The sequence below is a fragment of the Pseudomonas sp. SIMBA_041 genome (assembly GCF_046535095.1).
Lineage (GTDB): Bacteria > Pseudomonadota > Gammaproteobacteria > Pseudomonadales > Pseudomonadaceae > Aquipseudomonas > Aquipseudomonas mucoides.
The window spans coordinates 1-261 of record NZ_JAWRXJ010000486.1; the positions used below are offsets into that span (position 1 = coordinate 1).

Here is a 261-nt window from a genome sequence, read left to right on the forward strand (position 1 = left end):
TGGGCGTGAACCGCAACAAGGAAGGGCTCGCGCTCGACCTGTCCCGCGACGAAGGGCGCGCGATCCTGTGGCGCCTGCTCGCCGATGCCGACGTGCTCGTCGAGAACTTCAAGCCCGGCACGCTCGCGCGCTGGGGGATGGACTACGCGCGCGACCTGCGGCCGCGCTTCCCGCGCCTGATCCACTGCGCGGTGACCGGCTTCGGCGCAGACGGTCCGCTCGGCGGGCTGCCCGGCTACGACGCGGTGATCCAGGCGATGG

At 72.4% G+C, this 261-nt stretch carries 1 protein-coding gene; it reads left to right on the forward strand.

The window, feature by feature from the left end; translation table 11 throughout:
- A partial coding sequence (locus SB725_RS32025) for a CoA transferase (protein ID WP_410923497.1) occupies positions 1 to 261 on the forward strand: 261 nt, incomplete at both ends.